The sequence below is a fragment of the Oleiharenicola sp. Vm1 genome, assembly GCF_047777955.1.
GTDB lineage: Bacteria > Verrucomicrobiota > Verrucomicrobiia > Opitutales > Opitutaceae > Didemnitutus.
Window position 1 is genome coordinate 4,573,259 of sequence record NZ_CP180537.1, and the last position, 24,768, is coordinate 4,598,026.

A 24,768-nucleotide genomic window follows, 5' to 3' on the forward strand; every position below is an offset into this window, starting at 1 on the left:
CGACCGCCGCGCCGGTGGGTAAATTGATTGCCCGACCGGCCGGTCCGCCTACCGTTCGCCGCCCCTATGCACTCCGTGGCTCTCGAGCTGCTCGTCATCGCGTTGCTGTTGGTCATCAACGGCCTCTTCGCGTTGGCCGAGATCGCCCTCGTCTCCTCCCGCAAATCGCGGCTGAAGACGCTGGCCGAGAAGGGCAACCCGCGCGCGCACCTGGCGCTGGCGCAGGCGGAGAACCCCACGAAGTTCCTCTCCACCGTCCAGTTCGGCGTCACGCTCAGCGGCATCGCTGCCGGCGCCTTTTCCGGCGCCGCCCTCGCGCGCGAGCTCAACCACTGGCTGATCGCCCGCTTCCCCGCCGCCGGCGAATACAGCGAGTTCGTCAGCTTCGGCGGCGTCGTCCTCGGCATCACGTTTTTCACCATCGTGCTCGGCGAACTCGTGCCGAAACGCCTCGGCCTCGCCAACCCGGAGCGCTGGTCCATCGCCCTGGCCCGGCCCATGCACGTCATCTCGCGCCTCGCCGCACCGTTCGTGTGGCTGCTGACCGTCTCGACCGACGGCGTCGCCAAGCTCCTCGGCTCGCGCGCCGAGCCGAAGGTCACCGTTTCCGACGAGGAAGTCGCCTCGCTCATCGAGCAGGGCCTGCACGCCGGCGTCTTCCACAAGGCGGAGAAGGCGATGGTCGAGGGCGTCATGGCGCTCGACCGCTGCCAGGTCACCGCCCTCATGACGCCGCGCCCCAAGCTCGTCTGGCTCAACATCGACGACCCCGACGAGGCCAACTGGCGCAAGATCGTCGCGAGCGGCCACTCCACCTTCCCCGTCTACCAGAAGCACCGCGACAACGTCCTCGGCATGGTCCACATCAAGGCCCTGTGGGCGCACGCCGCGTTCAGCCTGCCGACCAATCTCCGCAACCTCCTCACGCCGGCCACGCTCATCCCCGAGCACAGCACCGCCATCCAGGTGCTCGAGCAGTTCAAGAAGACCGGCAAGCACACCGCCCTCGTCGTCGACGAGTTCGGCGGCGTGCAGGGCATGATCACCCTCATCGACATCCTCGAGGCCATCGTCGGCGACCTGCCCGACCAGCTCCGCCGCGCCCAGCCGGAGGCGAAACGCCGCGAGGACGGCTCCTGGCTCGTCGACGCCACCCTCGCGATCCCGAACGTGAAGGAGCTCCTCAAGCTCCGCGAACTGCCGGGCGAGGACACCGCGGACTTCCAGACCCTCGGCGGCTTCGTCGTCACGCAGCTCGGCCGCATCCCGGCCGCCGGCGACTACTTCGACTGGAACGGTTGGCGCTTCGAGGTGATGGACATGGACCGCCAGCGCGTCGACAAGGTCCTCCTCGCCCGCACGCCCGCCAGCACCGCGACCGCGGAACAGGCCTCCGCCTGAGCGCACCGGACTGTTAGACCGGCGTCCGGTTTGACCGCACGCGGCGGCCGCGTGAACCTGCGCGCCACCCCGCCCCATGCTCGCGCCGCTCCGCCTCCTGCTCGCCCCCGCGCTGCTGTTTTCCAGCGCGCTCGCCGCCGAAGTCCTCCGCTCTCCCGACGGCAAAATCGCCGTGGAGTTCGAACTCCGCGCCGCCGACGGCGCGCCGGTTTACCGCGTGCGCCGCGGCGACGAGCTGATCCTGCGCGACTCGCGCCTCGGCCTCGTGCGCAACGACGCCGACTTCACGCACGGGCTCACGCTGCTCGCGTCCTCCGCCGTCGACCGCGTCGAGGACCACTACGAGTTGCTCACCGGCAAGCGCCGCCGGAACGTCTACCGCGCCGCCCGCCAGGTGCATCACCTCGCCACCGCCACCGGCGCGAAGCTCGACCTCGAGTTCCGCGTCTCCGACGACGGCGTGGCGTTCCGCTACGTTTTCCCGGAAAAGTCCGCCGCGCTCCGCACGATCGTGGAGGAGGCGACCTCGTTTCACCTTCCCGCCGACGCGAAGGCCTGGCTCCAGCCGATGTCGGTCGCGAAGACCGGCTGGAAGCGCACGAATCCGTCCTACGAGGAGCACTATCAGCGCGAGATCCCGGTCGGCACGCCGTCGACGCTCGGCGCCGGCTGGGTGTTCCCCGCGCTGTTCCGCACCGGCGACACCTGGGTGGCGCTGAGCGAGACCGACGTCGGCCCCGATTACTGCGGCACCCGCCTGCGCCACGAGTCGCCCGACGGCGACTACCGCATCGGCTTCCCCGATCCGCGCGAGACCATGCACGGCCGGCCGGTCGCGCCCAAGTCGACGCTGCCGTGGACGACGCCGTGGCGCCTCATCGCCCTCGGTTCGCTCGCGACCGTGGCGGAATCGACGCTCGGCACCGATCTCGCCGCGCCCGCCCGCACGCCGCCCACCGCGCCCGAGATCCAGCCCGGCAAGGCCGCGTGGAGCTGGCCGCTGCTCGGCGACGGGCAGACGACCTACGAGGTGCAGAAGGGCTTCATCGACTACGCCGCCGCGATGGGCTGGGCGTATTGCCTGATCGACTCGATGTGGGACCAGCAGATCGGCGACGCGAAGATCCAGGAACTCGCCGCCTACGCCCGCACGAGGCACGTCGGCCTGCTCCTCTGGTATAACTCCAACGGCGACTGGAACGACGCCCCGCAGACCCCCAAGGACCGCCTGGCCACACCCGCCGCGCGCCGCGCCGAGTTCGAGCGCCTGCGCGCGCTCGGCATCAAGGGCCTCAAGATCGATTTCTTCGGCGGCGATGGCCAGCCGGTGATGGAGCTCTACCACGACCTCCTGCGCGACGCGGAGCCCTACGGCTTCCTGCTCAACTTCCACGGCGCCACGCTGCCGCGCGGCTGGACGCGCACCTACCCGCACCTCATGACGGCCGAGGCGGTCAAGGGCTTCGAGTTCGTCACCTTCGCGCAGGAAAACGCCGACGCCCAGCCGGCGCACTGCGCCCTGCTGCCGTTCACGCGAAATCTGTTCGAGCCGATGGATTTCACGCCGCTCTGCCTCGACCGCCTGCCCGGCCGGGGCGTGCGGCGCACCACGGTGCCGTTCGAGCTCGCGCTCGCGGTCCTCTTCACCTCCGGCATCCAGCACTACGCCGAGATTCCCGCGGGCATGGCCAAGATGCCCGACTACGTCCGCGCTTTCCTGCGCCAGGTGCCGTCCATCTGGGACGACACCAAGCTGATCGACGGCTATCCGGGCAAATTCGCCGTGCTCGCCCGCCAGGGCGACGGCCGGTGGTTCGTCGCCGGCATCAACGGCGAGGCCACCGCCCGCCCGCTCGACCTCGATCTCACCCGCCTCGCCGCGGCCGGCCGCGGCACCGTCATCGTCGACGACGCCCACGGCGGCTACGAATCGCGCCGCGTCGCCTGGCCGGCCGGCGGACGCTTGCCGCTCACGCTCGCGCCCCACGGCGGCTTCGTGCTGGTCGTCGATCCCGCGCGCTGACGCGGCGTCGGCCGCGGCCACCCTACTCGCCGTCCAGCTGCACGAACTGCCGGTGCAGCTGCGCGTAAACGCCGCCGCGCTGCAGCAGCTCCGTGTGCCGGCCGCGTTCCACGATCCGGCCGTGGTCGAGCACGAGGATCAGGTCGGCCTGGCGGATCGTGCTCAGGCGGTGCGCCACGATGAAGCTGGTGCGCCCGCGCAGGAGCGTGACCAGCGCCTTCTGCAGCCGCGCCTCGGTCAGCGTGTCGATCGCGCTCGTGGCCTCGTCGAAGATCAGCAGCCGCGGATCGGCCAGCAGCGCGCGCGCGAAGCACACCAGCTGCCGCTGCCCGAGCGAGAGCGCGCCGCCCTTCTCGCCGACCTGGGCGTGGATGCCGCCGGGCAGCGCCTCGATCAGGTCGAGGCAATCGAGCCGGCGCAGCGCGTCGACGACCTCGGCATCGCTCGCCTCGGGCCGGCCGAGCCGGATGTTGTCGGCAACCGTGCCGCTGAAGAGGAAGTTCTGCTGCTGCACCAGGCCCATCTGGCGGTGCAGCGAGTGGCTGGTCAGCGTGCGGATCTCGCGGCCGTCGATGCGCACCTCGCCCGCGGTGGGCAGGTAGAACTTCGCCGCCAGATTGATGAGGGTGCTCTTGCCGCTGCCGGTGTGGCCGACCAGGGCGACCGCCTGCCCGGGCTCGGCGGTGAAGTTCACCCCGTGCACGACCGGTCGCGCCGGATCGTAGCCGAAGACGACGTCGCGGAACTCCACCCGCACGCCGGCGGACGCGCCGCCGGCCTCCCGCGGGTCGGGCAGCGGCATCGCGTCGGGCGCGTCCTCCCAGTCGGGCTGCGCGTCGAGCAGGCGGAACACCCGCTCCGCCCCGGCCATCGAGACGAGCGCCTGGTTGTATTGGTTGCCGATGATCTGGATCGGCGCGAAGAAGGTGTTCGCGAGGAGGAAGAACTTGATCAGCGTGTCCATCGCCATGTCGCCGTGCAGCGCGCGCCAGCCGCCGAGCAGCAGCAGCGCGGAGATGAAGAACTGCGAGTTCATCTCCAGCAGCGGCGTGAGGATGGCCGAGGTGCGCGCGAGCGCGATGTTGTAGCGCGCGTGGTCGGCGAGCAGGCCGCGGAAGAGCCCGGCGTTGGTCGCCTGGCGGGCGAAGCCCTGCGTCACGCGGATGCCGTTGACCGATTCGGCGAGCGTCGCCGTCACCCGGCTGAAGCTCTCCGAGGCGGCGCGGCTGAGCTGGCTGAGCTTGCCGCGGAAATGCCGGTTGAGGATCCACAGCACCGGCGCCAGCGCGACCACCACGAGGAACAGCTTCCAGTCGGTCCAGATCATCAGCGCCGCCGCCACGAGCATCTGGCCGGCCTGCACCGTGCTGACGAACAGCACGTCCTGGATGCCCACGCGCACCGCCTCCACGTCGGAGGTCACGCGCCCGATGATGCGGCCGGCCTTCACGCGATGGAAGAAACTGAGCGGCATCGACTGCACGCGCCGGAAGATGTCGGCGCGGAGCGCGTTCACCACCGCCTCGCCCAGCTCGAGCGCGAAGCGCTGCCGGAAGTGGAACATCACGTCCGTGACCACCGCCAGTGCGACGTAGCCCGCCACCGCCCAGGCGAGCTGCGCGCCGTCGTGGCGGGCGATCGGACCGCCGATGATCAGCGCCATCGTCCAGGTCAGGAGCGAGATCTGCGCCGAGCGGATGAGCGTGAGCGCGACCAGCCAGTTGCGCTTGCCGCGGGCCACGCGGGTGTAGGTCCAGAGCCGGCGGATGAGGCCCCACTCGAGCGGCTTGAATTGCGCCTCGTTCTCCTCGTCGGCGTCGCGGCGCGTGAGCACGGGCAGGTCGGGCGCGGGCGGGGGCGGCTTCATCGCGCGTCCTCCTTCGCCCCACCGTCGTGCAGGGCCCGGGCGTCGACCAGCTGCAGGTCGGCCACGCGCACGTAGGGTCCGCTCTGGCGCATCAGCTCCTCGTGCGTGCCGCGCTGCACGATGCGGCCGTTCTCCATCACCACGATGAAGTCCGCGCGGCGCAGCGTGCTCAGGCGGTGCGCGACGATGAAGGTGGTGCGGCCGGCGATGGCGCGGTCGAGGGCGGCGAAGATCTCGTGCTCCGTCTCCGGGTCGATCGCGGCCGTGGGGTCGTCGAGCAGCAGGATCGGCGGCTCGAGCAGGATGGCCCGCGCGAGCGCGAGGCGCTGGCGCTGGCCGCCGGAGAGGTTGTTGCCACTCTCGCCGAGCACGGTGTCGTAGCCCTGCGGCATGGTGGAGATGAAGTCGTGCGCCGAGGCGATGCGCGCCGCGCGCTCGATCTGCGCGCGCGTGGCGTCGGGCCGGCCGAAGGCGATGTTGGCCGCCACGGTGTGGCTGAAGAGGAAGCTTTCCTGAAACACCAGGCCGATGTTGCGGCGCAGCTCCTGCACGTCGCAGCGCCGCACGTCGACGCCGTCGATCGTCACCCGGCCGGCCGCTGGATCGTAGAAGCGCGGCACGAGGCTCATCAGCGCGCTCTTGCCCGCGCCGGTCGCGCCGAGGATGGCGACGCAGCAACCGGGCGGCACGTCGAGGTCGATGCCGTGGAGCACGAGGCGGCCGGGTTCGTAGCCGAAATAGACGCTCTCGAAGCGCACGTGGCCGCGCGGCCGCGGGAGCTTCACCGCGTCGGGCGGGGACTTGATCTCCACCGGGGCGTCGAGGATCTCGAACACGCGGCGGGCGCCGATGAGCGAGTTCTGCATCGAGTTGACGATGCCGGCGACGTTGTTGACCTGGCCGGAGAACTGCTCGAGCAGGCCGGCGAACACGACCAGGCCGGTGCCGAACGCGAGCTCGCCGCGGATTACCAGCCAGCCGCCGTAGCCAAGCAGCACCGCGATGTTCACGCGGGTGAGGAAGCCGACGAAGGGCGAGAACAGGCTCACCCGCCAGAAGATCGCCCGCTGCTGGCTGAGCACGGCGTCGTTGCGCCGGAGGAAGTCGGCGCGGTTCTCCGCCTCGCGGCCGAAGGCCTTCACCACCGGCGCGCCCTGCACGCTCTCGGCCAGCGCCCGCACCATGTCGTCCGCCAGCTCGCGGTTCCGGGCGTAGAGCGGCAGCATCCGCCGGGTGAAGAGCGCGGAGACCGTCCAGAGCAGCGGCGTGGTCGCGAGGCACGCCAGCGTCAGGCCGGGCGCCAGGCTCGCCATGTAGACGACGTAGACGCCGAGCGAGATCGCCATGATCACGCTCTGCACCAGCACCTGGTCGAGGAACATGCGCACCGCCTGCACGTCGCCGGTCACGCGGTTGATGATCGAGCCGGTGGAGTTCTCGTCGAAGAAGCGGAAGCTGAGCCGCTGGAGCTTGTCGTAGACGCGGCCGCGCAGCCACGGGACGATCTCCTGCTGCGTGAGGTGGTTCACGCGCACGGCGTAGAGGTAGTTAAGCACCGAGCGCCCGCCGGCGAGGCCGAGGATGCCGCCGGCGATCAGCGCCAGCACCGCCATCGGCTCCCACGGCGGCAGCGCCACGCCGAACGGCAGCGCCGGCACCGGCGTGCCCTGCAGCACGTGCCGGATGTAGTCGATGCCCACGCCGGTGAGGCTCAGCCCGGACACGCCGAGCGTGAGCAGCACGAGTTGGATGGCGATGACGCCGAGCCACGGCCCGCGATAGCGCCAGGCCAGGCCGAACAGGCGCCGCACGATCTGCCCGCCGCTCAGCGGAGGCCCGAGCGTGGGCGAGGAGGAGCGGCGTCCGGCGGCGGCATACGTGGACCTCCCAGCGTTGTCACTGTGCCGCCGGGCGCAAACGCGGAGTGTGTCCCGTCCGCGGGCCCGGGCGCCGGTTCGCAGTTCACAAGCGCACGCGGATCGGTCAGGGATGGACGCTCGTGAGAGATCCGGCCCACACCCAGTCCGTCACCCTGCTGCTGCTCGCCGCGCTCTGCTGGAGCCTCGGCGGCGTGCTGCTCAAATCCGTCGCCTGGCCGCCGCTGGCGGTCGCCGGCGGCCGCGGACTCGTCGCCGCGGTGTTCCTGCTCGCCGTCACCTGGCGCCGCCGGCCCTTCCGCGGCGGCTGGCTGCCGCTGGCCACCGCCGTGGCCTACACCGCCTGCACGGTGCTCTTCGCCGCCGCCAACAAGCTCACGACCGCCGCCAACGCCATCCTGCTCCAATACACCGCGCCGGCCTACGTCGCGCTGCTCGGGGCCTGGCTGCTCAAGGAGCGGCCGACGCGCGCGGACTGGACGACCATCGCCATCGTGTTCGTCGGCCTCGCCGTTTTCTCTACGACGGCCTGCGGCTGAACGACCTCGCCGGCATCGCGCTGGCGGTGGCCAGCGGCGTCGCCTTCGCGCTCATGATCGTGCTGCTGCGCCTGCAGAAGGACGACATCCCGCTCGGCTCGATCATCCTCGGCAATTTCCTCGGCTTCCTCATCGGCCTGCCCGCCATCGTCTCCGCCCCGGCGCCCGACGCCCGCAGTCTCGTCGCGCTGCTCCTGCTCGGCGTGGTCCAGCTCGGCGTCGCCTACCTGCTCTACGCGCGCGCGATCCGGCACGTCACCGCGCTCGAAGCGGTCCTCATCCCCGTGATCGAGCCGATCCTCAACCCGCTCTGGGTGATGCTCGTGCTCGGCGAAAAACCCAGCGGGCTCGCGCTCCTCGGCGGCGCGATCGTGCTCGGCGCCGTCACCTGGCGCGCCGCCGCCTCCATCCGGCGACCGCCGCCCGCGGCGCTGCCGAGCTGACGCCGTGCGCGCGCTGGCCGCCATCGCTGCCCTCCTGGCCATGACGTCCCCGCTGCCGGCCGCCGCCGATCCGCGCGAATGCGTCGTGCTGCTGCACGGCGTCGCCCTGTCGGGCTGGGTCATGCGCCCAATCGCCCGCGCGCTCGAGCGCGACGGCTACCGCGTGGTCAACCTCAGCTACCCGTCGCGCGACGTGCCGCTGGAGCGGCTGGCGGCGGATTTCCTCCCCGCGAGCTGGAGCGGCACGGCGCGCTCGCGGCGCCGCGGGTGCATTTCGTGACGCACTCGATGGGCAGCCTCCTCCTGCGGCTCTACCTGCGCGACCGCCGGCCGGCCCGCCTCGGCCGCGTCGTTATGCTCGGCCCGCCGAACCACGGCAGCCCCGCCGCCGACCGCGCGGCGCAGCGCGGCTGGATGCGCGCGGTGATGGGCGTCAACCTGGCGCGCCTCCGCACCGGCGCCGACGGCGTCGCGCAGGCGCTCGGGCCGGCCGACTTCGAGGTCGGCATCATCGCCGGCGCGAGCGTGCTCAACCCGCTTTTCCGGCGCCAGATGCCCGGCGTGCACGACGGGGTCGTCACGGTCGACTCCGCCCGGCTGGAGGGCATGCGCGATTTCCGCGTCGTGCCGCACTCGCACACGGTGATGCTGTGGCGGCGCGACGTGATCGACGATGTGCGCGCCTTCCTGCGCCACGGGAAGTTCTCCTCGCCGGCGCCCGGCCGCGTCGCGGAGTAACCGGTCGGGTCAGGCCGCCGGCTGCGGCGGCGGGCGGAACTGGATCAGCAGGTTCGCCGCCGTGATCAGGCCGCCGCCCACGAGCAGGCGCCAGGTCAGCGTCTCGTTGGCGTAGTCGAAGCCGGCCCAGGCCGAGAACAGCGCGGGGAGGAAGAGGGCCAGCAGCGAGGCGAACAGCGGCTCGGTGCAGTAGAGCAGCCCCGCCTCCGTCGCGGTGATCGCCGGCTGGAACCGGTTCATGAGGGTGAACGCCCCGATCGTGCACACGCCGGTGAGCACGAGCGTGAACGTCAGCCACGGCCCCGACAGCCAGGGCGCGACCAGCGCGGCCGGCGCCGGCGCGGTGACCGCCGCCATCGCGCAGAAGACCGCGGCCTCCGTGGCGAACATCAGCGCGGTGACCGGCAGCACCCGGTTGCCGGCGAACTCCTTCCGTTCCAAGGTGAGGATCTGCCACATGAAGAACAGCGAGGCGACGAGCGTCTCCAGCTCGCCGCGCCCGATGTGGAACGCACGGAAGTCGAACTGCGCCAGCACGCCCACGCCGGCGAGCACGAGCCCGCACGCGAGCCACACCGCCGCCCCGGCCAGCGGCGCACGCGCGCCGCGACGTAGAGCGGGATCAGGATCGCGTAGAGCTGGGTGAGGAACGCCGAGGTCGACGCGCTGATGAACTGCAGGCCGTCGATCTGGAACACCATGCCGCACGCCGCCGACAGCCCGAGCAGGAAGCCCTGCTTGCGCTCGGCCGGCGTCGCCGCCGCGACCTGGCGCCACGCGACGGCGAGCATGAAGACCGCCCCGAGCAGGAAGCGCGGTGCGAGCGTCATCGCGGTGATGAACCAGTTGCCGCTGCCCGGCACCAGGCGCTCGTGGAGGAAGACGATGGCCTTGATGAGCGGAAAGCTGAGTCCCCAAAACAGGTTCGTCAGGAGCAGCATCAGCAGCGCGGTTCGGTGCGTGGCACGGGCGTTCATCGGGCGAAGCCGCGCAGCGTAGGCGCGGCGGGGCGCACTCCAAGCGCAAAGCCGCGCTCAGTCCCGCAGCACGCTCTTCAGCACGGCGTGGAAGAGCGAGTCGCGCAGCGGCTTCTTCAGCAGCGCCCGGAAGCTCCCGCGCAGCTCGTCGCGCAGCGCCGCCGGCACGCTCACCGAGACGAGGCCGATGACCGGGCAGTCGGCCTGCGTCCGGTGGGCGCGGAGCAGCGCCGGCCACATCGCCGCGTCCCGCGCGACCACGTCGACGAGCAGGACGTCGTGCGCCCGCTCGGGGGCAGCTTGGTGATGTTCTCGTAGGTGGCGGCGGACAGACCCCAGATCTCCAGCAGCGCGGCGTAATGGGCCCGGGCCCGGGAATTGGCGGAGACCACGGCCACGCGGCGCGCCGGCAGCCGGGGCAGGCCCTCGTTGTTCTCGAGCACGCGCACCGGCACGTGGAAGCGGAACTCCGCCCCGGCGCCCGCGGCGCTGGACAACTCGATCTCGCCCTCCATCAGGCGCACGAGGCTGCGGCTGATGGCGAGGCCGAGGCCGGCGCCGCCGTGCTTGCGCGTGCTCGACGCGTCCACCTGGCTGAAAGGCACGAAGAGACGGTCCTGGTTTTCCAGGGCGATGCCGATGCCGGTGTCGCGCACGGTGAATTCCAGCCGCACCCGCGGCTCGCCGCCGGCGCCGGCCGGCAGGGCGCGGCGGCCAGCTCCACCTCCACCTCGCCGGCGGGCGTGAACTTGATGGCGTTGCCGACGAGGTTCACCAGCACCTGGCGCAGGCGGCCCGGATCCGCGAGCACGTGCGCCGGCACCCCCGGCGCGATGGCCACGAGCAGCTCGAGGTGCTTCTCGGCCGCGCGGGTGGAGAGCAGCTCCACCGCCTCCTCCACGATCTGGCGCGGCGAGCAGGCCTGCGGATCGAGCTGCATGCGGCCGGCGTCGATGCGCGAGTAGTCGAGCAGCTCGTTGGTGAGCGTGAGCAGGGCCTCGCCGCTCTTGCGCACCGTCTCGACGTAGTCGCGCTGCTCGGTCGTCAGGGCGGTGTCCTGGAGCAGGGTGGCGAAGCCGATGATGCCGTTGAGCGGCGTGCGCAGCTCGTGGCTCATCATGGCGAGGAACTCGCCCTTGGCGCGATCGGCGGTCTCGGCCTGGTCGCGCGCGACGCGCAGGTCGTCCTCCACCCGCTTGAGGTCGGTGACGTCGTCGATCACCGCCACGAGGTTGCAGACGCGCCCGTCGGCCCCGCGCACGGGCGAGAAGGTGGCGCGGGTGATGAAGATCTCGCCGTTCCGGCGGCGCATCCGCCGCTCCCCACCCAGCGCTCGCCCGAGAGGAGGCGGCGGTGCAGCTCGGCGCGCTGCGTCTCGTCGACGTCGTCGGGCAGGAGCAGCCGCGAGGGCTGGCCGACCAGTTCGTCGCGGGCGTAGCCGGTGATGGCGGCGCAGCCGTCGTTCACGTATTCGATCACGCGCTGGGGATCCGTGATGATGACGGCGGAGTGGCTCTGCTGGATCGCGGCGGAGAGGCGCTGGACCTCGCGCGAGTGCTCGCGCTCGCGGCGCCGGTAGAGCCAGGCGCCGTAGGGCACGCCGAGCACCAGCAGCACCAGGCCCAGGCCGGTGCCGCGCGCGGCCCACAGCTCGCGGCGCCAGTCGGAGGAATCGATGTCGATGCCCAGGAGCGTGCGCGGCGCGCCGGGCGGCGGGCGCTCGCCGACGGGCGCGTAGGCCGTGACCCACTCGCCGAACGAGTCGCGCAGCGGCCCTCGGTGGCGGGCGCGTGCGTGCGGAGGGCGGCCTGCAGGCCGGGCGAGCTGAGCGCCTCGGGATAATCGTCGCCGGGCTTCGACATCTCGCTGGAGGTCTCCGGCTCGGAATCGGCCAGGAACACCACGTGCCCGGGCTGCGCGGTCGAGCGGAAGAGGTAGACGAAGCGGATGCCCGGGCTGACGGCGCGCAGGCGGAGCAGCCGGTCCTTCACCGCGCGGTATTCGGGATGATTGAGGTCGGCGCTGGTGCCGGTGAGCGCGGCGACGTCGTCGGTCACGAAGGCCACCGCGCAATACTGCGCGCGCCCGATCATCTGCTGCTGCAGCGCCGCGCGCCGGTTCTCCTCCTGCCACCAGGCGGCCGCGGTGCCGAGCGCCGCGATCAGCAGCCATCCGGCGACAACACGAAGAGTGGGTCCGGTCACGCTCACGGCAGGGTGGCGCGAGCAAACTCCGCGCGGCGCGGCGCCGCAAAACAAAACCGCCGCGGATTGCTCCGCGGCGGTCGGGTAAAAGCGATTCGCTCCGGGTTAGGCCGAGACGTGCTTCGACACGAGCTTGGTCATGTCGAACATCGAGACCTGCGCCTTGCCGCCGAACACGGCCTTGAGGGCGTCGTCGGCGTTGATCATGCGCTTGTTCTTCTTGTCCTGAAGGCCGTTCTTCTTGATGTAGGCCCAGAGCTTCTTGGTCATTTCGGTGCGAGGCATCGGCTTGGCACCGACGACCGCGGCGAGGGTGGCGTCCGGCGTGACCGGGGCCATGAACTTAGCGTTGGGTTTGCGAGCAGATTTCTTTGCCATAGTGGCTCCCGTATTAGAATGGGCCCGGGGCGATGCAACGATTTTCTAGAGGGAGAATTGAGATTTTTCAGAGGAGAACTCGCTTGAAATTCGACTGGCCGCGCGGCAACGCCGCCGCCAATTTCGCGCGCCCATGCCCTTCCCCGCCGAGTTTCCGCTCATCGAGACCCCGCGGCTCGTGCTGCGCGCGCTCGACCTGACCGACGCGCCCGCCGTCCAGCGGCTCGCCGGCGCGCGCGAGGTGGCGCAAGCCACCGCGCTCATCCCGCACCCGTATCCCGACGGCGTGGCGGAGCAGTGGATCGCCACCCACGCGGCCGAGTGGGCCGCGCACCGCGGGCTCTCGCTCGCGGTCACGCTCAAGCCGACGGGCGAGCTGATCGGCGCCATCGGCCTCACCTTCGCCACGGCGCACGCGCGCGCCGAGCTCGGCTACTGGATCGGCGTGCCGTTCTGGCGGCACGGCTTCGCGACCGAGGCGGCGACGGCGCTGACGGATTTCGGCTTCCGCGTCCTCGGCCTCAACCGCGTGCAGGCGCATCACTACGCCAGCAACCCCGCCTCCGGCCGCGTGCTGCTGAAGGTCGGGATGCGCCGCGAGGGCACGAGCCCGCGGATGATGCGCAAGAACGAGCGCTTCGAGGACGTCGTCTTCTACGGCGTGCTGCGCCGCGACTGGCCCGGCCTCGGCAGCGCCGCCCTGTTCGCCCCGGGCTGAACGGCCCCGCCGGCACGCGCGTTCCGCTCTTGCGAGGCGGCGCGCGGCGCGGCATTTTTCCCGGCGTCGGGTCAGTTGTTTGTGAGACTTCTCCGCTACGCAGAATCGTCAGTGAGCGCCAGGACCGGCTTGATGATGGTTTGAATCCCGGCGGTTCGGGAACGGGCGGCAGCCAGCAGCACGGCCCCTGCACACACATGGAAAACACCAAACTCTACGTGGGGAACATCCCGTTCGCCACCACCGCGCAGGACCTCGAGGGGCTCTTCGGCCAGGCCGGCACGGTCAGCGTCGTCGAGATCATCTTCGACAAGTTCACCGGCCGCTCGCGCGGCTTCGCGTTCGTGACCATGGGCAGCGCCGAGGAGGCGCAGAAGGCCGTCGACCAGTTCAACAACCACGAGATCGGCGGCCGCAAGTTGGCGGTGAACATCGCGCGCCCGCGCGAGGAGCGCGCGCCGCGGGAAGGCGGCTTCGGCGGCGGGGAGCGCGGCGGCCGCGGGGGTGGACGCGGCGGTCCGCGGCGCTTCGGCGGCGGCGGCTTCCGCGGCGGACGCGGCGGCGACCGCGGGGGCTTCCACGAGCGGGAGTGATCCGCGCCCCCACCGCCTCAGGCTGCGAGCCGGACCGCACGGTCCGGCTCTTTTGTCTCCACCCCCGCACCGCGCCGTCCGAGCCGGGCCGACCGGCCACCCCGAGAAAAGTGAGAACAGGCTTGCCTGGAAACTTAAAACACTTTTTGAGTTTCCTACGATCCCAATGCCTGCCCGTCCCGAAGAACTCTCCCGCGCCCCCGTCGCCGCCCCGCTGGCCGACCCGCCGGCGCGCATCGTCCGCGCCGCCCGCGCCCATCTCTTCGTCCACGGCTACAGCACCTGGACGATGGACGACCTCGCCGCCGAGCTCGGCATGAGCAAGAAGACGCTCTACCAGCATTTCCCGACGAAGGAGGATCTCGGCCGCGCCGCGCTCGAGCAGTTCGCCGCCGAGGTGCGCGCCGAGGCCGACGCCATCATCGCCGACCGCAACCTCACCTTCGCGGAAAAGCTCCGCGGCTTCACCGGCGGCATGCACCAGCGGCTCTCGCAGCTCGCCCCGCACATCCTGCGCGACCTGCAGCGGTCCGCGCCGGCGCTGCACGACTTCACCTTCGAGATGCGCCGCAAGAACGTCCCCTACATCTTCGGCCGCCTCCTCGAGCAGGGCCAGCTCACGGGCAAGGTGCGCCCCGAACTCGACGCGCCCTTCGCCGCCGAATTCCTCCTCCACGCGATGCAGGGCATCATGAGCCCGGCCTCGCTCGAACACCTCCACCTCGCGCCGCACCAGGCGTTCGAGAAAGCCATGAGCCTCTACTTCGGCGGGCTCCTCACCCCCGCCGGCCGCAAAGACTATGAAAAATCATTTCCCGGTTAAATTCGCCGCGCTCGCGCTCGGCGCGCTTCTGCTCGCCTCCTGCTCGCGCCCGGGCTCGGGCGGCTCCGGCGAACTCGTCCTCTCGGGCAACTTCGAGGTCGACGACGCCCAGCTGGGTTTCAAGACGCCCGGCCGCGTCGTCGAGCGCACCGTCTCCGAGGGCGCGCGCGTCCAGTCCGGCCAGCTCATCGCCCGCCTCGACGACGCCGAGCAGCAGTCGCAGCTCGCGCTCCGCCGCGCCGAGCTCGCCGCCGCCGAGGCCCAGCTGGCCGAACTCGAGGCCGGCTCGCGTCCGCAGGAAATCGCCGCCGCCGCCGCCACGCTGCGCAGCGCCGAGGCCGACCGCGACCGCGTGCGCCTCGACTTCGCGCGCCAGGACGAGCTGCGGAAGAAGCAGGTCATCTCCGACCGCGACTTCGAAACCGCCCAGGCCCAGCTGAAGGTGGCCGAGGCCAGGGTCGTCGAGGCCGGCGAGCGCCTCAAGCTCCTGCAGGAAGGCCCGCGCGTCGAAACCATCCGCCAGGCCCGCGCCCGCGTCGAGCAGGCCCGCGCCGCCGTCGCGCTGGCGCAGACGCAGCTCGACAACACCCGCCTCACCTCGCCGCTCGCCGGCGTCGTGCTCTCGCACAACATCGAGCCGGGCGAGTTCGTGTCCGCCGGCACGCCGGTCGTCACCGTCGCCGAGACCGCGCACCTCTGGGTCCGCGCCTACGTCAACCAGCCCGACCTCGGCCGCGTCCGCCACGGCCAGAAGGTCGTCGTGCGCACCGACAGCTTCCCCGGCCGCGATTTCGAGGGCACCGTCGGCTTCATCTCCTCCGAGGCCGAGTTCACGCCCAAGACCGTGCAGACGCCGAAGGAGCGCGTGAAGCTGGTCTTCCGCCTCAAAATCGATGTCGCCAATCCCAAGGACGAGCTGAAGCCCGGCATGCCGGCCGACGTCATCCTGCCACCGGCCAGCTGAGCCGCCGCTTCGCCCGCATGCCCGCCTCCGCCATCCACGCCCGCGGCCTCCGCCGCACCTTCGGCGCCCTTGTCGCCGTCGACGGCCTCGACCTCGACGTGGCCGAGGGCGAGATCTTCGGCCTCGTCGGCCCCGACGGCGCGGGCAAGACGACGACGATGCGCATGCTCACCGGCATCCTCGCGCCCAGCGCGGGCGAGGCGCACGTTGCCGGCTGCGACGTCGCGCGCCAGCGCGAGCCGCTGAAGGAGCACATCGGCTACATGAGCCAGCGCTTCGGGCTCTATCCCGACCTCACCGTGGCGGAGAATATCGATTTCTACGCCGACATCTACACCGTGCCGCCGGCCGAGCGCGCCGCGCGCACGGAGCGCCTGCTGGCGTTCAGCAACCTCACGCCCTTCAAGCATCGCCTCGCCGGCAACCTCTCCGGCGGCATGAAGCAGAAACTCGGGCTCGCCTGCGCGCTCATCCACACGCCGCGCGTGCTGTTCCTCGACGAGCCGACCAACGGCGTCGACCCGGTCTCGCGCCGCGATTTCTGGCGCATCCTCTACCAGCTCGTGCGCGACGGCGTGACGATCTTTGTCTCCACCGCCTACCTCGACGAGGCCGAGCGCTGCAACCGCCTCGCGCTGCTCCACCAGGGCCGCCTGCTCGGCCTCGGCACGCCCGACGAGATCAAGGCCCTCATGCCCGGCGCGCTGCTCGAATTCCGCACCGACGCCCCGCGCCGCGCCGCCGCGCTCCTGCGCGAACAACTGCGCGACGCCTCCGTCGGCCTCTTCGGCGACCGCGTGCACGTCGCCGCCCGCGATCCGGACGCCGCCGCGGTGCGCGGTCGCGACCTGCTCGTCGCCGCCGGCGTGGCCGTGTCATCCGTCCGTCCCATCGAGCCGTCGCTCGAGGACGTGTTCGTCGCCGTCCTGGCCCAGCGCGCCGCGACCGCCGCCACGCCATGATCGTCGCGATCCTCATCCTCGCCCTCCTCACGCTGCTCGTCGCCACCGAGTCCGAAGCCAGCTGACCGCCCATGTCCACCGCCGCCGCTGCCACCCCTCCCATCGTCGAGGTGCAGAACCTCGAGAAACACTTCGGCGGGTTCAAGGCGGTCGCGGGGATCAGCTTCTCCGTGCGGCGCGGCGAGATCTTCGGCTTCCTCGGCCCCAACGGCGCGGGCAAGTCCACCACCATCCGCCTGCTCTGCGGCCTGCTCACGCCGACCGCGGGCGCAGGCACGGTGGCGGGCTTCGACATCGTGCGCGACACCGAGAAGATCCGCACCCGCATCGGCTACATGAGCCAGAAATTCTCCCTCTACGACGAGCTGACGGTGGAGGAGAACATCGATTTCTACAGCGGCATCTACCGCCTCCCGCGCGAGAAGAAGGCCGCGCGCAAGGACTGGGTGCTGGCGATGGCCGGCCTGCGCGAGCACCGCCACGCGCGCACGGCGGAATTGTCCGGCGGCTGGAAACAGCGCCTCGCCCTCGGCTGCGCCGTGCTGCACGAGCCGCCGATCCTGTTCCTCGACGAGCCGACCTCCGGCGTCGACCCGAACAGCCGCCGCGCGTTCTGGGACCTGATCTACGCGCTCTCCGAGCAGGGCGTGACGGTGTTCGTCACGACGCATTACATGGAGGAATCCGAGTATTGCGACCGGCTCGGCATCATCTACCGCGGCGAGCTCATCGCGCTCGGCACGCCGCGCGAGCTGAAGACCGAGCACATGCCCGAGGCCGTGCTGGAACTCGATTGCGACCGGCCGAACGACGCCATGCTCGTGCTCGAGCGCCTGCCGGCGGTGAAGGAGATCGCGCTCTTCGGCAAGGGCCTGCACGCCGTCGCGCCCGACCCGGTCGCGGCCGAGACCGCGATCCGCGGCGCGCTCACGGCCCACGGCTTCCGCCTCGCGCGGCTCGAGCGCATCGTGCCGACGCTGGAGGACGTGTTCGTCTCGCTGATCGAGGCCCGCGACGCCGCGGCCGGCCGGCAGCAGGAGGTCGCCCGATGAACCCGCGCCGCCTCTGGGCCGTCGCCCGCAAGGAAGCGCTGCACATCCGCCGCGATCCGCGCAGCCTCATCCTCGCCGTCGGCATCCCGATGCTGATGCTGCTGATGTTCGGCTACGCGCTCACGCTCGACGTCGACCGCGTGCCCTTCGTCGTCTGGGACCAGGGCCGGAGCGTGGAGAGCCGGGAGCTCACCGCGCACTTCACCGCCACGCGCTACTTCGATTTCCGCGGCACGGTGAGCAGCTACGCCGAGGTGGAGCGCGCGATCGACACGCGCGACGCGATGCTCGCGCTCGTGCTGTCGCCGGACTTCGGCCCGCGCATCGCCGCCGGCCGCGCCGCGGGCGTGCAGGCGATCGCCGACGGCTCCGATTCCAACACCGCCGGCATCGTGCTCGGCTACACGACGGCGATCGCGACCGCCTACAACCAGCAGGTCGCGCTCGACCAGGTGCGCCGCGTCGCCGGCCTCGCCCCGCCCGCCGCCCTCGACCTGCGGCCGCGCGTCTGGTTCAACGCCGACCTCGAGAGCCGCAACTTCATCGTCCCCGGCATCATGGCGGTGATCATGGGCCTGATCGCCGCGCTGCTCACCTCGCTGACCATCGCGCGGGAGTGGGAGCGCGGCACGATGGAGCAGCTCGTCTCCACGCCGGTGAAGCCGGCCGAGCTCATCCTCGGCAAGCTTCTGCCCTACTCCGCCATCGGCCTGGCCAACCTCGCCCTCTCCGTCGTGATGGCGGTGTTCCTCTTCCACGTGCCGCTGCGCGGCAGCGTCGTGCTCCTGTTCAGCGTCGGCACGGTGTTCGTGATCGGCACGCTCGCCCAGGGCGTGCTCATCAGCACGATCGCGCGCCAGCAGCTCCTCGCCAGCCAGATGGCGATGATCTCGACCTTCCTGCCCGCGTTCCTGCTCTCCGGCTTCGCCTTCGCCATCGCCAACATGCCGCTGCCGGTGCAGGGCATCACCTACATCGTGCCCGCGCGGTATTTCGTCGCGCTGGTCAAGGGCATCTTCCTGCGCGGCGTCGGGCTGGAGGTCCTCTGGGCCGACGCGGCCTTCCTCGTCGGCTTCACCCTCTTCGTCATCGCCGTCTCGATCCGCAAGACGCGCAAGACCCTCGGCTGACATGTGGGAACGCATCCTCACCATCCTGCGCAAGGAGTTCCGCTCCGTCCTCCGCGACCCGCGGATGCGGCTCGTCATCATCGGCGTGCCGCTGCTGCAGACCCTGATCTTCGGCTACGCCGTCTCGCTCGACGTCAAGCACGTGAAGCTCGTGGTGCTCGACCGCGACGGCACGCCGGCCAGCCGCGCGCTCGTGGCGCGCTTCACCGGCTCGGCCTACTTCGACGCCATCCGCTACACGCAGGACGAGGGCGACGCCCGCGCCCTGATCGACGCCGCGGACGCCGCCGCCGCGCTCCAGATCAACGCCGGCTACCAGGAGCAGCTCCGCGGCGGACGCACGGCGGCGGTGCAGCTGATCGTCGACGGCTCGGACTCGAACACGGCGCGCTTCGTCGTGAACTACGCGGCGCAGATCGCGGCGGCGGCCAACACCGAGTTCCTGCTCGACTCGGCGCGGCGCCTCGCCGGCCGCACGATCGAGACCGGCCGCGCCGACCTGCAGCCGCGCGCGTGGTTCAACGCCGACCTCGAGAGCCGTAATTTCTACGTGCCGGGCATCATCGCCATGCTGGTCATGCTCGTCGGCCTCATGCTCACGAGCATGGCGATCGTGCGCGAGAAGGAGGTCGGCACCATCGAGCAGGTGATGGTGACGCCGATCCGTCCGGTGGAGTTCATCCTCGGCAAGTGCGCGCCGTTCGCCGTGGTCGGCTTCGTCAACACCGCCATGGTCACCGCGATCGCGCTGCTGTGGTTCGGGATCCCGTTCCGCGGCAGCTTCCTGCTCCTCCTGCTCGGCGTCGCGCTCTTTTTGCTCAGCACGCTCGGCATCGGGCTGTTCATCTCGACCGTCAGCCAGACGCAGCAGCAGGCGATGATGACGACGTTCTTCTTCTTTTTCCCCGCGATGCTGTTCTCGGGCTTCATCTTCCCGATCGCGAACATGCCGGCGGTCTTCCAGTGGCTCAGCCTGCTCGACCCGCTGCGCTACATGCTGGTGATCATCCGCGGCGTGTTCCTGAAGGGCGTGGGCTTCGGCGTGCTCTGGCCGCAGCTGGCGGCGCTGCTCGCGCTCGGCGTGGTCGTGATGACCTTCGCCGTGCGCCGCTTCCACAAGAACCTCGCCTAGAGGAAACGCTGCGCCCACTCCGCCCGCGCCAGCGGGCGCGGCCGGTAGGCGCCGAACAGCCGGTGGCGCCCGCGCGCGACCAGCCGGTAGACGCCGTCGCGCCAGCCGCGCGGCACGACGCGCAGCTCCGCCAGCGCGCCCGCCGCGCCGCCCGCGGTGGCGCACGCCGCGAGCACGGCATCGGTGCGGACGAGGAAGCGGCCCGGTTCCTCGCGGCGCCGCCAGTCGGGCACGAAGATCAGCGTGTCGAAATCCGCCGTCGGCAGGCCCTGCATCCGCAGGAACGCCTGCGCCGCGCCGCCCTGCAGCGGCGCGTAGTGCAGCGCGCCCGCGCGGTCCGCGCGCAGCAAGGCGCGCACGCAGGCCTGACACAGGCCGCACTCGCCGTCGAACAGCAGCACGGGCAGCGGCGCGGCGATGGCAGCGGGCGCCATGGCGGCGTCAGAGCAGCGTCCCGCGCAGGATGAGGAACGCGACCGTGAAGTAGATCACGAGGCCGGTGACGTCGACCAGCGTCGCCACGAACGGCGCGCTCGAGGTCGCGGGGTCGAAGCCGACCTTCTTGAGGATCAGCGGCAGCATCGAGCCCATCAGCGAGCCCCACAGCACGATGCCGATGAGCGACGCGCCGACGGTCGACGCAACCAGCAGGTAGTGCGGGCCGTAGATGTCGCTGAATTGCGCCCAGATCAGGATGCGGAAGAAGCCGATCGTGCCGAGGATCACGCCGAGCATGAGGCCGGCGGCAAGTTCGCGGCGCATGACGCGCCACCAGTCGCGCAGGCGGAACTCGCCCAGCGCCAGGGCGCGGATGACGAGCGTGGCGGCCTGCGAGCCGGCGTTGCCGCCGGAGCTGATGATGAGGGGGACGAAGAGCGCGAGCACGACGGCCTTGGCGATCTCGTCCTCGAAGTAACTCATCGCCGTCGCCGTGAGCATCTCGCCGAGGAAGAGGACGACGAGCCAGCCGGCGCGCTTCCGCACCATCTTGGTCAGCGCGATGGTGGTGTAGGGCTCGTCGAGGGCCTCGCTGCCGCCGAGCTTCTGGATGTCCTCGGTGGCCTCCTCGGCGGCGACGTCGAGCATGTCGTCGGCGGTGACGATGCCGATGAGCTTGCCGTCCGCGTTCGTCACGGGGAGGGCGACGCGGTCGTATTGCCGGAAAACCTGCAGCGCCTTCTCGCGATCGTCCTCCGGGTGGAGGGTGGCGTAGTTGCCGTCCATGAGCGCGCTGACCTTCGTCTCGGGCGAGGCGAGCAGGAAGCGGCGAATGCGGATGTCATCGAGCAGGATGCCGCCCTCGTCGGTCACGTAGACCATGTTGAGCGTCTCGCGGTCGTAGCCGTGCTCGCGGATGTATTCGAGCGCCTCGCGCACGGTCCACTCCGGGCGCACCGCGACGAAATCGAGCGTCATCATGCGACCGACGCTGTGCTCCGGGTAGGCGAGCAGGTCCTGGGCGATCTTCCGTTCGCCCGGCGAGAGCCAGCAGAGCATCTGCATGGCGAGGTCGAGCGGGAGCTCGTGGAGGAAGGCCGTGCGGTCGTCGGGCGGCAGCTCGTTCAGCAGCGCGGCGGCCTGCGGCTGGGTGAGCGTCTTGAGCAGCTTGTATTTCGCGGTGTGCTCGAGGTAGGCGAAGGTCGCGCCGGCGAGCTGCGGCGGGCAGTGGCGGAAGAGGATGCCGAGCTGCTCGACCGGCAGCTCGGAGAGGATCGGCGCGAGGTCGGACGCCAGCCACGGGGCGAGCTTCGCCTTCAGGGCGGCGAAGTTCTTGTTGTCGATCAGCGCCGAAATCTCGGCGCGGAGTGAGCTGGCTTGCGACGGCACGGCGGCACCCTACGCGCCGGGTCGCGGCTGGCAATGCGCAACGCGCCGGCGCCCCCGCGAACGTCGCGGACGGGCCTCAGGCCTTGGCGCCCATCGCCGGCAGGGAGGCGACGTGCACCGTCTGCGTCGGGAAGGCGAAGGACAGGCCGCGGGCCTCGACGGCGCGCATGATGCCGAAGTTGATCCGCTGGCGCACCTGCATGTGCTTCGCGAAGTCGGCATCCTTGATCACGTAGACCAGCCAGACGTCGAGCGACGACGCGCCGTAGTCGCGGAAGTAGACGTGGGTGTCGGGGGCGTTCACGGCCGGGTCGGCCTCGATCAGGCGGCGGATGTCGGCCACGAGGCCCTCGAGGTTCTGCGGATGGGCGTCGTAGGCGACGCCGATGACCTGCTCGACGCGGCGGGCGGTGAAGCGCGAGAGGTTGATGATCGACTCGTTGGCGACGGTGCGGTTCGGGACGGTGACGAGCGAGCGGTCGGTCTTGCGGATCTTGGTCGAGCGGAGGCCGATGTCCTCGACCGTGCCGGTGTGCGAACCGATCGTGACCGTTTCGCCGATGCGGAACGGCTGGTCGGTCGCCACGACGACGGAGCCGAAGATGTTGGCGATGGTGTCCTGCGCGGCGAGGGCGAAGGCCAAGCCGCCGATGCCGAGGGCGCCGAGGGCGGCCTTCACGTCGTAGCCGAGGCTCTGGACGGTGACGAGGATGCCGACGAGGACGAAGACCGTGATGAGGAATTTCTTGATCCACGGCATGAAGGCCGCGACGCCCATCTGCTTTTCCAGCGCGACCTCGTGCGCGTGCTCGAGCACGGCGGAGAAGGCGCGGTAGAGGCCCCAGAAGATCGCGGCGGAGAAGGCGACGGTGGAGCCGAGGGCGACGTAGTGGTCGGTGTTCTCGGAGAGCTTCAGCACCTTCAACGACGCGAAGATGCCGAGCAGCATCACGAAGGTGGCGGTCGGCGCCTCCATCGCGGGGAAGAGCTTGTCGTCGAGCGTCGTCTCGGTCTTCGAGGCGAGCTTCTTCAGGTAGTGGAAGATGATGTTGGTGACGACGTGGCGGAGCAGCACGCCGCAGAGGAGGAAGGCCGCGGCGATGCCGTAGTGCGTCAGGGTGTTGGAGCCGTCGCTCGGCACATGGAGCGCGGCGAGCACGACGTCGACGAGGTGCTCGAGCAGGTCGGGCGTGCGCTCGAGGGCGACGGCCGCAGCGGCGGCGGCTTTCTGGCCGGCGTCGGTGGTCGCGGCGGCCTGCGCCAGCGCGAGGGCCGGGGCGCCGAACGCGGCGAGGACAACGGGAAGGGAGCGGTGGAAATTCATGGGAAGTTTCTCGTAGAAAGCGCCCCTCCCCCTCTTGTCAAAGATTTAGCCCGTCCCGGGCGCCGCTTTAGCCGCTTGCCCCGGTCCGAATCCCTCCCCCAGATTCCGGGCCCATGTCACTGCCGCTCGCACTCTTCAGCTCGATGCCCTGGTGGGCGTGGGCCGGGTTCCTCGCCTTCATCGGCGTGATGCTCGCGCTGGACCTCGGCGTGTTCAACCGGAAGAGCCACGTCGTCAGCCTGAAGGAGGCGCTGGCGTGGTGCGCGGTGTGGTTCGGCCTGGCGATGGCCTTCAACCTCCTCGTCTCGCAGAAGCTGGGCACGCAGGCGGGGCTGGAGTTCTTCACCGGCTACATCGTCGAGCTGTGCCTGAGCGTCGACAACGTCTTCGTCTTCATCGTCATCTTCCAATACTTCCGCGTCGAGCCGCGCTACCAGCACCGCGTGCTGTTCTGGGGCATCGTCGGCGCCGTGCTGATGCGCGCGCTGTTCATCTTCGCCGGCATCAGCCTGATCAACGCCTTCCACTGGATCATCTACGTCTTCGGCGCGTTCCTCGTCTACACCGGCATCAAGCTCGCGCTGCCGAAGAAGGACGACGGCTTCGAGCCGGAGAAGAACCCGGCGGTGAAGCTCGCGCGGAAGGTGTTCCCGGTGACGACGACCTTCGAGGGCGGACATTTCTTCACCCGGCAAAACGGCCGCCTCGCGGCCACGCCGCTGTTCCTCGTGCTCGTCGTGGTGGAGACGACCGACGTCATGTTCGCGCTCGACTCGATCCCCGCGGTGATCGCGATCACGCGCAACGAGTTCATCGTTTTCACGTCGAACATCTTCGCGATCCTCGGCCTGCGCTCGCTCTACTTCGCGGTGTCGGGCGTGATGCAGCTCTTCCGCTTCCTCAACATCGGCCTTGCCGTCATCCTCGTCTTCGTGGGCCTGAAGATGCTCGCGTCGCACTACGTCAGCGTGCCGATCCACCTCTCGCTCGGCATCATCGGCGCCGTGCTCGCCGCCTCGATCGTCGCCTCGGTGATGATCCCGCAGGCGCGGAAGGAGCCGTGAGCCGCGCTCAGGCGCGGACGCCCTTCGCGCAGACGTCCGCCACGTCGGCGAGGTCGACCAGCACCGGCAGCGCCGACTCCAGGCGCCCCAGCGCCGGCGCACGGGAGAACGAACCCTGCTCGACGTAGCAGACCCAGCCGTCCTGGCGCGTGAACACCCCTGCGGCGCCGGCCGCGCGCACCGCGGCGAGCTTCTGGCGGATCTCCGGCACCAGCGCCGCGGCGAATTCCACCGGCCGGTTGGTCGTGATGAACCACTCGGCGTCGAACCGCGCCTCGCCGACCCGGATCTCCTTCGCGCCGAAAAATTCGCTGATCTTCGTCAGCACCCCTGCCCGCGCAGCTCGAAGGCCACGTCGCCCGCCGCCGGGGTCTCGACGCCCGCGACGATCCACTGCCGCCGCGACTTGCCGGCGCCGGTGCTGTAGGTCCAGAAGCGCACGTGCCGCCCCTGCCAGCGGCCCTCGAGGCGATGCTGATCCAGGCCCAGCAGGCGCTGGCCGCGGACAACCTGCAGCCCGAGGCGGCTGGCCAGCGCCGCCAGGTTTTCCAGGCCCTTGCGGTGGGCCCGCACGCTCAGCCCGATGATGCCCGCCATCACGGCGAGGCCGAGGACGACGATCACGAACGCTTCCATGCCCGGCAGCAAATCCTCGCCGCGGCGGACACACGAGCGCGAATGCATGGCCCCGGCGCCCGGAAAACAAAGCCGCCGGGCCCGCTAAGCGGACTC

At 70.6% G+C, this 24,768-nt stretch carries 28 protein-coding genes and 1 pseudogene; 15 read left to right on the forward strand and 14 right to left on the reverse strand.

Annotated elements, in window-relative coordinates:
* The first annotated feature begins 66 nt into the window (after positions 1-66).
* Together ACMYLB_RS21785 and ACMYLB_RS21790 are read left to right on the forward strand one after the other, a co-directional pair.
* Positions 67-1,401, forward strand: a complete 1,335-nt coding sequence (locus ACMYLB_RS21785) for a hemolysin family protein (RefSeq protein ID WP_415909040.1) — start codon at positions 67-69, stop codon at positions 1,399-1,401.
* Between the two features lie 76 nt (positions 1,402-1,477).
* Positions 1,478-3,424 carry a glycoside hydrolase family 97 catalytic domain-containing protein gene (locus tag ACMYLB_RS21790; protein ID WP_415909041.1) on the forward strand — a complete coding sequence of 649 codons (1,947 nt, stop codon included), beginning with the start codon at positions 1,478-1,480 and terminating at the stop codon, positions 3,422-3,424.
* Positions 3,425-3,446: 22 nt separating this feature from the next.
* Here the strand turns inward: ACMYLB_RS21790 and ACMYLB_RS21795 are convergent, their stop codons facing one another.
* Positions 3,447-5,291: an ABC transporter ATP-binding protein gene (locus ACMYLB_RS21795; RefSeq protein ID WP_415909042.1), complete on the reverse strand. Its 1,845-nt coding sequence runs from the start codon at positions 5,289-5,291 to the stop codon at positions 3,447-3,449.
* Complete coding sequence (locus tag ACMYLB_RS21800) at positions 5,288-7,102, reverse strand: ABC transporter ATP-binding protein (protein ID WP_415909043.1); 1,815 nt, start codon at positions 7,100-7,102, stop codon at positions 5,288-5,290. The genes ACMYLB_RS21795 and ACMYLB_RS21800 overlap by 4 nt, the downstream gene beginning before the upstream one ends.
* Positions 7,103-7,290: 188 nt before the next feature.
* Between ACMYLB_RS21800 and ACMYLB_RS21805 the strand changes: the two genes are divergently transcribed.
* From ACMYLB_RS21805 to ACMYLB_RS21820, 4 genes are read left to right on the forward strand one after another with little or no spacing between them, the layout of a single operon-like run.
* Positions 7,291-7,707 (forward strand): EamA family transporter, encoded by a 417-nt coding sequence (locus tag ACMYLB_RS21805; RefSeq protein ID WP_415909044.1) that lies wholly within the window; start codon positions 7,291-7,293, stop codon positions 7,705-7,707.
* Between the two features lie 26 nt (positions 7,708-7,733).
* Positions 7,734-8,150, forward strand: coding sequence for an EamA family transporter (locus ACMYLB_RS21810; protein ID WP_415909045.1), 417 nt, complete (start codon positions 7,734-7,736; stop codon positions 8,148-8,150).
* 40 nt (positions 8,151-8,190) lie between these two features.
* Positions 8,191-8,430, forward strand: a complete 240-nt coding sequence (locus ACMYLB_RS21815; RefSeq protein ID WP_415909046.1) for an esterase/lipase family protein — start codon at positions 8,191-8,193, stop codon at positions 8,428-8,430.
* An 8-nt stretch (positions 8,431-8,438) separates the two neighbouring features.
* Positions 8,439-8,888, forward strand: a complete 450-nt coding sequence (locus ACMYLB_RS21820) for a hypothetical protein (RefSeq protein ID WP_415909047.1) — start codon at positions 8,439-8,441, stop codon at positions 8,886-8,888.
* A gap of 9 nt (positions 8,889-8,897) precedes the next feature.
* Here ACMYLB_RS21820 and ACMYLB_RS21825 read toward each other — a convergent pair whose 3' ends face one another.
* From ACMYLB_RS21825 to ACMYLB_RS21855, 7 genes and pseudogenes are all read right to left on the reverse strand, one after another.
* A complete protein-coding gene (locus tag ACMYLB_RS21825; RefSeq protein ID WP_415909048.1) occupies positions 8,898-9,347 on the reverse strand; it encodes a hypothetical protein in 450 nt (149 codons plus the stop codon).
* Positions 9,278-9,865 carry a hypothetical protein gene (locus ACMYLB_RS21830; RefSeq protein WP_415909049.1) on the reverse strand — a complete coding sequence of 196 codons (588 nt, stop codon included), beginning with the start codon at positions 9,863-9,865 and terminating at the stop codon, positions 9,278-9,280. The genes ACMYLB_RS21825 and ACMYLB_RS21830 overlap by 70 nt, the downstream gene beginning before the upstream one ends.
* A 170-nt stretch (positions 9,866-10,035) precedes the next feature.
* Positions 10,036-10,494, reverse strand: a complete 459-nt coding sequence (locus ACMYLB_RS21835; RefSeq protein WP_415911130.1) for an ATP-binding protein — start codon at positions 10,492-10,494, stop codon at positions 10,036-10,038.
* Entirely contained in the window at positions 10,380-11,126 is a 747-nt protein-coding gene (locus ACMYLB_RS21840; RefSeq protein ID WP_415909050.1) for a histidine kinase dimerization/phospho-acceptor domain-containing protein, read from the reverse strand. Before ACMYLB_RS21840 ends, ACMYLB_RS21835 begins: the two co-directional genes overlap by 115 nt.
* On the reverse strand, positions 11,084-11,389 hold the full coding sequence (locus tag ACMYLB_RS21845; protein WP_415911131.1) for a PAS domain S-box protein: 306 nt from the start codon (positions 11,387-11,389) through the stop codon (positions 11,084-11,086). Before ACMYLB_RS21845 ends, ACMYLB_RS21840 begins: the two co-directional genes overlap by 43 nt.
* A complete protein-coding gene (locus tag ACMYLB_RS21850) occupies positions 11,341-12,069 on the reverse strand; it encodes a hypothetical protein (RefSeq protein ID WP_415909051.1) in 729 nt (242 codons plus the stop codon). The genes ACMYLB_RS21845 and ACMYLB_RS21850 overlap by 49 nt, the downstream gene beginning before the upstream one ends.
* Before the next feature lie 105 nt (positions 12,070-12,174).
* Positions 12,175-12,438, reverse strand: a pseudogene (locus ACMYLB_RS21855) (SWIB/MDM2 domain-containing protein); the annotation flags it as partial.
* 142 nt (positions 12,439-12,580) lie between these two features.
* Here ACMYLB_RS21855 and ACMYLB_RS21860 point away from each other — a divergent pair.
* The 8 genes from ACMYLB_RS21860 to ACMYLB_RS21895 all read left to right on the forward strand — a co-directional run bounded on the left by ACMYLB_RS21860 (position 12,581) and on the right by ACMYLB_RS21895 (position 19,821).
* Positions 12,581-13,165: a GNAT family N-acetyltransferase gene (locus ACMYLB_RS21860; RefSeq protein WP_415909052.1), complete on the forward strand. Its 585-nt coding sequence runs from the start codon at positions 12,581-12,583 to the stop codon at positions 13,163-13,165.
* Between the two features lie 197 nt (positions 13,166-13,362).
* Positions 13,363-13,758: an RNA recognition motif domain-containing protein gene (locus ACMYLB_RS21865; protein ID WP_415909053.1), complete on the forward strand. Its 396-nt coding sequence runs from the start codon at positions 13,363-13,365 to the stop codon at positions 13,756-13,758.
* 166 nt (positions 13,759-13,924) lie between these two features.
* A complete protein-coding gene (locus ACMYLB_RS21870; RefSeq protein ID WP_415909054.1) occupies positions 13,925-14,581 on the forward strand; it encodes a TetR/AcrR family transcriptional regulator in 657 nt (218 codons plus the stop codon).
* A complete protein-coding gene (locus ACMYLB_RS21875) occupies positions 14,559-15,545 on the forward strand; it encodes an HlyD family efflux transporter periplasmic adaptor subunit (protein WP_415909055.1) in 987 nt (328 codons plus the stop codon). The genes ACMYLB_RS21870 and ACMYLB_RS21875 overlap by 23 nt, the downstream gene beginning before the upstream one ends.
* A gap of 17 nt (positions 15,546-15,562) precedes the next feature.
* Positions 15,563-16,507 (forward strand): ATP-binding cassette domain-containing protein, encoded by a 945-nt coding sequence (locus ACMYLB_RS21880; protein WP_415909056.1) that lies wholly within the window; start codon positions 15,563-15,565, stop codon positions 16,505-16,507.
* A 71-nt stretch (positions 16,508-16,578) separates the two neighbouring features.
* Complete coding sequence (locus ACMYLB_RS21885; protein WP_415909057.1) at positions 16,579-17,559, forward strand: ATP-binding cassette domain-containing protein; 981 nt, start codon at positions 16,579-16,581, stop codon at positions 17,557-17,559.
* On the forward strand, positions 17,556-18,689 hold the full coding sequence (locus ACMYLB_RS21890) for an ABC transporter permease (RefSeq protein ID WP_415909058.1): 1,134 nt from the start codon (positions 17,556-17,558) through the stop codon (positions 18,687-18,689). Before ACMYLB_RS21885 ends, ACMYLB_RS21890 begins: the two co-directional genes overlap by 4 nt.
* A gap of 1 nt (position 18,690) precedes the next feature.
* The gene (locus tag ACMYLB_RS21895; protein WP_415909059.1) at positions 18,691-19,821 is read left to right on the forward strand and encodes an ABC transporter permease; all 1,131 of its coding nucleotides are present in this window, start codon (positions 18,691-18,693) and stop codon (positions 19,819-19,821) included.
* On the opposite strand, the gene ACMYLB_RS21900 is transcribed toward ACMYLB_RS21895, so the two are convergent.
* The 3 genes from ACMYLB_RS21900 to ACMYLB_RS21910 form a co-directional block, all read right to left on the reverse strand.
* Entirely contained in the window at positions 19,818-20,255 is a 438-nt protein-coding gene (locus tag ACMYLB_RS21900) for a thiol-disulfide oxidoreductase DCC family protein (RefSeq protein ID WP_415909060.1), read from the reverse strand. The two genes, ACMYLB_RS21895 and ACMYLB_RS21900, sit on opposite strands and share 4 nt — an antisense overlap.
* Positions 20,256-20,262: 7 nt before the next feature.
* A complete protein-coding gene (mgtE, locus tag ACMYLB_RS21905) occupies positions 20,263-21,648 on the reverse strand; it encodes a magnesium transporter (protein ID WP_415909061.1) in 1,386 nt (461 codons plus the stop codon).
* Positions 21,649-21,724: 76 nt separating this feature from the next.
* Entirely contained in the window at positions 21,725-22,972 is a 1,248-nt protein-coding gene (locus ACMYLB_RS21910) for a mechanosensitive ion channel family protein (RefSeq protein ID WP_415909062.1), read from the reverse strand.
* A gap of 113 nt (positions 22,973-23,085) precedes the next feature.
* Between ACMYLB_RS21910 and ACMYLB_RS21915 the strand changes: the two genes are divergently transcribed.
* Positions 23,086-24,036, forward strand: coding sequence for a TerC family protein (locus ACMYLB_RS21915; protein WP_415909063.1), 951 nt, complete (start codon positions 23,086-23,088; stop codon positions 24,034-24,036).
* Between the two features lie 7 nt (positions 24,037-24,043).
* Here ACMYLB_RS21915 and ACMYLB_RS21920 read toward each other — a convergent pair whose 3' ends face one another.
* Positions 24,044-24,364, reverse strand: coding sequence for a hypothetical protein (locus tag ACMYLB_RS21920; RefSeq protein WP_415909064.1), 321 nt, complete (start codon positions 24,362-24,364; stop codon positions 24,044-24,046).
* The gene (locus ACMYLB_RS21925) at positions 24,358-24,720 is read right to left on the reverse strand and encodes a hypothetical protein (protein WP_415909065.1); all 363 of its coding nucleotides are present in this window, start codon (positions 24,718-24,720) and stop codon (positions 24,358-24,360) included. Before ACMYLB_RS21925 ends, ACMYLB_RS21920 begins: the two co-directional genes overlap by 7 nt.
* Positions 24,721-24,768 lie beyond the last annotated feature (48 nt).

Excerpts from the sequence above, each read along its gene's own strand:
- ACMYLB_RS21785 (WP_415909040.1), top strand. The coding sequence starts at position 67 with ATGCACTCCGTGGCTCTCGAGCTGCTCGTCATCGCGTTGCTGTTGGTC.
- ACMYLB_RS21790 (WP_415909041.1), top strand. The coding sequence starts at position 1,478 with ATGCTCGCGCCGCTCCGCCTCCTGCTCGCCCCCGCGCTGCTGTTTTCC.
- ACMYLB_RS21795 (WP_415909042.1), bottom strand. The coding sequence starts at position 5,291 with ATGAAGCCGCCCCCGCCCGCGCCCGACCTGCCCGTGCTCACGCGCCGC.
- ACMYLB_RS21815 (WP_415909046.1), top strand. The coding sequence starts at position 8,191 with ATGACGTCCCCGCTGCCGGCCGCCGCCGATCCGCGCGAATGCGTCGTG.
- ACMYLB_RS21820 (WP_415909047.1), top strand. The coding sequence starts at position 8,439 with ATGGGCAGCCTCCTCCTGCGGCTCTACCTGCGCGACCGCCGGCCGGCC.
- ACMYLB_RS21825 (WP_415909048.1), bottom strand. The coding sequence starts at position 9,347 with ATGTGGCAGATCCTCACCTTGGAACGGAAGGAGTTCGCCGGCAACCGG.
- ACMYLB_RS21830 (WP_415909049.1), bottom strand. The coding sequence starts at position 9,865 with ATGAACGCCCGTGCCACGCACCGAACCGCGCTGCTGATGCTGCTCCTG.
- ACMYLB_RS21860 (WP_415909052.1), top strand. The coding sequence starts at position 12,581 with ATGCCCTTCCCCGCCGAGTTTCCGCTCATCGAGACCCCGCGGCTCGTG.
- ACMYLB_RS21865 (WP_415909053.1), top strand. The coding sequence starts at position 13,363 with ATGGAAAACACCAAACTCTACGTGGGGAACATCCCGTTCGCCACCACC.
- ACMYLB_RS21870 (WP_415909054.1), top strand. The coding sequence starts at position 13,925 with ATGCCTGCCCGTCCCGAAGAACTCTCCCGCGCCCCCGTCGCCGCCCCG.
- ACMYLB_RS21875 (WP_415909055.1), top strand. The coding sequence starts at position 14,559 with ATGAAAAATCATTTCCCGGTTAAATTCGCCGCGCTCGCGCTCGGCGCG.
- ACMYLB_RS21880 (WP_415909056.1), top strand. The coding sequence starts at position 15,563 with ATGCCCGCCTCCGCCATCCACGCCCGCGGCCTCCGCCGCACCTTCGGC.
- ACMYLB_RS21885 (WP_415909057.1), top strand. The coding sequence starts at position 16,579 with ATGTCCACCGCCGCCGCTGCCACCCCTCCCATCGTCGAGGTGCAGAAC.
- ACMYLB_RS21890 (WP_415909058.1), top strand. The coding sequence starts at position 17,556 with ATGAACCCGCGCCGCCTCTGGGCCGTCGCCCGCAAGGAAGCGCTGCAC.
- ACMYLB_RS21895 (WP_415909059.1), top strand. The coding sequence starts at position 18,691 with ATGTGGGAACGCATCCTCACCATCCTGCGCAAGGAGTTCCGCTCCGTC.
- ACMYLB_RS21900 (WP_415909060.1), bottom strand. The coding sequence starts at position 20,255 with ATGGCGCCCGCTGCCATCGCCGCGCCGCTGCCCGTGCTGCTGTTCGAC.
- ACMYLB_RS21910 (WP_415909062.1), bottom strand. The coding sequence starts at position 22,972 with ATGAATTTCCACCGCTCCCTTCCCGTTGTCCTCGCCGCGTTCGGCGCC.
- ACMYLB_RS21915 (WP_415909063.1), top strand. The coding sequence starts at position 23,086 with ATGTCACTGCCGCTCGCACTCTTCAGCTCGATGCCCTGGTGGGCGTGG.
- ACMYLB_RS21925 (WP_415909065.1), bottom strand. The coding sequence starts at position 24,720 with ATGCATTCGCGCTCGTGTGTCCGCCGCGGCGAGGATTTGCTGCCGGGC.